The 2923-nt window shown below is 60.1% G+C and carries 2 protein-coding genes and 2 pseudogenes; 2 read left to right on the forward strand and 2 right to left on the reverse strand.

Features of this window, described 5'->3' with window-relative positions; all coding sequences use genetic code 11:
* Window positions 1-121: pseudogene (locus MKK63_RS10860) on the forward strand (IS630 family transposase); the annotation flags it as partial.
* Window positions 122-642: 521 nt separating this feature from the next.
* On the opposite strand, the gene MKK63_RS10865 reads toward MKK63_RS10860, so the two are convergent.
* On the reverse strand, window positions 643-1251 hold the full coding sequence (locus MKK63_RS10865; RefSeq protein WP_244001507.1) for a hypothetical protein: 609 nt from the start codon (window positions 1249-1251) through the stop codon (window positions 643-645).
* A gap of 431 nt (window positions 1252-1682) precedes the next feature.
* On the opposite strand from MKK63_RS10865, the gene MKK63_RS10870 reads away from it, so the two are divergent.
* Window positions 1683-2033, forward strand: coding sequence for a hypothetical protein (locus tag MKK63_RS10870; RefSeq protein ID WP_244001509.1), 351 nt, complete (start codon window positions 1683-1685; stop codon window positions 2031-2033).
* Between the two features lie 417 nt (window positions 2034-2450).
* On the opposite strand, the pseudogene MKK63_RS10875 reads toward MKK63_RS10870, so the two are convergent.
* Window positions 2451-2705, reverse strand: a pseudogene (locus MKK63_RS10875) (ATP-binding protein); the annotation flags it as partial.
* Window positions 2706-2923: the final 218 nt, after the last annotated feature.

A 2923-nucleotide genomic window follows, 5' to 3' on the forward strand; every position in this document is an offset into this window, starting at 1 on the left:
CCGCGTCTTCAAATCCCACGCCGACATCCTCGACCACTGCTGCCACGCCTGGAACAGCCTCATCGACCGACCCTGGCGCATCATGTCCATCGGACTGCGCACCGGGGCTCAGGAGTTCTGATCAATCAGCGTTGGTATGAGGCCGATCTTGAACGCACGCATTCCATTTCCGCCCACCGTGGAGAGAACGAAACTGATGCGGCTTACCGGCGGGTTGGGCTGCATCTACGGGCTCCGGAGTTTTTGCTGGCGACCGCGCAGAGGGCGTTCCGAGCCGCGCTTCATCCTGATCGGCATCCGCAGCATCGCGAAGCTGCCCAGGATCGGTTTTTGCAGGCTGAAGCAATGTTCGAGCGGATCGTAGCGATTCGACGTTTCGCCACAAAACGTTGACCAACGCGCGTTGACCGTTGGAGGCTACGGGATGGGGAGAGAACCGATGACCGCTTACCGGGGAACTCGATAATGCCTTCCGCGGCTATAGTGGGTGGTTTGCTGCCCGCCCGCTTCGCAACAGCGATGTATGGAAGCTGACATCGCCGCCGAGCCCGCTCATGACCCATCCCATTCTACAGTTACGTCCATTATTAGGCCTCTATTCACGTCCGCGACATGCTCCTCATCGGGCGACTATACGATCATTTAGTTTGGTTTTGACGGATCGACCCGGATCTTGCTTAAAATATCTTCCGCAGACCGCAGGATCGGCGTCGGATCGGGGCGTGATACAGTATCCAAGTCGAATGTAGCTTGTGCATTATAATAACGCCCGACAACTCGATAGAGCCTTGTTGGGCCTTTTACCGTCATTAAAGAACCACTCATCATAACAATTGTATGTTCACCAAAAAATTTTGGTCCTAAGGTTGCCCCACTGTTTAAAAGAGCCTTTTCTCCTGCTGCTCGATTGGGATTATCGGCGAGGTGAATGGCCACCATCTCCGGACCGAAAGGTTTACCACTGGGGTAGCGCTTCAACGAAACATACTGCACCAGCAATGGAAACGCGGCCTGCTCTGTGCAATAATGGCGCAACTCACGATCCCGATGTATCTTTTCTTGTCCTGTACTCTCCTCCAGATCTGGGTGCATGGCGCTCGGTATAGAAAGAGAGACGCCGCCAACGATGGCTTCTACTACTGGCAATGGTGTGCACGGGCCGACATAAGGCGCTCGACGCGGAGGCGTTAGCAGCGCCGCAACGACGCATCCACCCAGAAATAAAACAAACAAACCAAGGATCGTTCTCATTGCGTATTTCGTAGGGACGGGCCGATCACCCGCACCCACACTCCTGCAGTCTGATCGGGTCGCGTGGACTTAAGGTGCTAGCTTACCATGATCAGGATGGTGACTGCTTACTAACGCCAACTGAAGCTGCCAGATGAGTGCCCAATGGCCGCTTTCGGGAAGCGGCGACGGCGGTCCTTACGACCGAGATAGGTCGATTTCTGCAATTCTGCTTTCGGACGGACGAAGCACCAAGCGGACGTCGTTTTCGTGCCCACTCAAGGCACCTTGTGAACGCTCCTGATCCGCTGTCGGTTACATGGTCTCCGTCCCGCCGCATCAGGTCATTGGCGCCGCCGGCAGGAGCGTGAAGCGTTCCATCGGCGCAACTGCCGAGCCTGTCGTGGACGTCGACGCTAGTTCGTCGTCGATAGATGTAAACGACCTGGATCATGGCGGCTCTTTTAAGCGCAGACAGCCTACCGTCGGCCCTCGGCATTGGGTTGCAGCCATGGATCGCCGCCATCGAGACGGTGACAGCCGGCTTGGGTGAGCATGCATCGGCGGTGGCCGCGAACGCATCGACAGGAATCCGTCGACGGATCGTGCCAACGCCCCTACTGGACCACGCACTTGTGCAGGCCCGGCTGGCAACCGACGCCCTCGCGGTCGCAGTGGACGAACAGCGAGTAGATGCCACGCGGCTTCGCGCCGATGCCATGGCGGCACTGGGCGAGTTGATCATGTGGCTGCAAGAAGCAAAGGCCAACTCGGTCACGGAGGAATTAGGGCTGGGGTGGTGAAATCCGTGGCGAACTGCTCGACCTTGTCGACGACGTAGTCACGCGCCGGGCCCTGGCTCGCGGGTGTCCCATCCGGCAGTGGCTTACGCCTCTCGCAGGCATCGGGAAGATCCGGGTTTGCAATCTCTATGTCGCCGAAGTGCCACTGCTTGGTTGCGGTGTAGTGAACCTTCGTCGAATTCCGATCCAAGTCGCGCCAGCGGTCGGCCTAGATAGTGCAGAAGACGAAGTCGGGCGGGGTGAGGGCGTCGTCGTCGGCAACCAGCAACGCGTCGACCTGCGTGCGAGCCTGTGTAAAGGGCGGACCAATTCCAGGCCGCTGTGGCGGAGTAAAACCAGGCCAATGGCGGCCGCAGCTTGAACGATGAAGGGGCCCGATCGGGCCCCTTCATCGTTCAAGCTGCGGCCGCCATTGGCCTGGTTTTGCTCCGCCCTGCCATCGCCGCAGCCGCGTCGGCTGCGGGAGGATTTGAGGCGGTAGCTGTCGCCGTTCAGGCTCAGGATGCTGCCGTGGCGCGTCAGCCGGTCGAGCAGCGCGCCGGTGGGCCGCTCCGAGCCCAGGACCGAGGTCCAATCCTCGAATGGCAGGTTCGAGGTCACCACGGTCGAGCCACGCTCGTAGCGCTGGGAGAAGTCCTCGAACAGCAACTCGGCCCCCGTCGGCGAGAGCGGGCGCTCGGTGGCGTAGCCGCGGGCACGGAACTGATCGAACACGTAATCCTGGCAGGCATGCTCTTCGCCCCGCAGGGAGGCGAACCGGACCAGCGCCTGCGTGTGGGCGACCTGAGCGGCAAACCCCTCCGCCACGGAGGTTTCGATCTCGGCGGCGAGGGCGGGGTCGAGGGCCAAGGGAACTCCGAACGGGTCGGCAGAGCACACGTCTAAACGCC

Origin of the sequence: Methylobacterium sp. J-088 (genome assembly GCF_022829295.1) — a bacterium.
In the GTDB taxonomy this organism is placed as follows: domain Bacteria; phylum Pseudomonadota; class Alphaproteobacteria; order Rhizobiales; family Beijerinckiaceae; genus Methylobacterium.

What these genes read in the sequence shown, in the direction of transcription:
- MKK63_RS10865 (WP_244001507.1), bottom strand. Translation starts at nt 1,251, where the DNA reads ATGAGAACGATCCTTGGTTTGTTTGTTTTATTTCTGGGTGGATGCGTC.
- MKK63_RS10870 (WP_244001509.1), top strand. Translation starts at nt 1,683, where the DNA reads ATGGCGGCTCTTTTAAGCGCAGACAGCCTACCGTCGGCCCTCGGCATT.